Source organism: Nocardioides malaquae (assembly GCF_015070385.1).
Classification (GTDB): Bacteria; Actinomycetota; Actinomycetes; order Propionibacteriales; family Nocardioidaceae; genus Nocardioides; species Nocardioides malaquae.
In genome coordinates, this window is the sequence record NZ_JADCSA010001179.1 from 1 (window position 1) to 237 (window position 237).

A 237-nucleotide genomic window follows, 5' to 3' on the forward strand; every position below is an offset into this window, starting at 1 on the left:
CCTGCTTGGACAGGTCATCGTAAACGATCAGTGCGTCTTCACCGCGGTCGCGGAAGAACTCGCCCATGGTGCAACCGGCGTATGGCGCCAGGAATTGCAGTGCGGGGGATTCCGAAGCACTGGCAACAACCACGATGGTGTTGGCCAGGGCGCCGGTTTCTTCCAGCTTGCGAACGATGTTGGCAACGGTGGAACGCTTCTGGCCGACTGCAACATAAACACAGAAAATACCGGAGT

1 pseudogene is annotated in these 237 nt (G+C 57.8%); it reads right to left on the bottom strand.

Annotated elements, in window-relative coordinates:
- A pseudogene (locus tag IEQ44_RS16515) lies at positions 1-237 on the bottom strand (F0F1 ATP synthase subunit alpha); the annotation flags it as partial.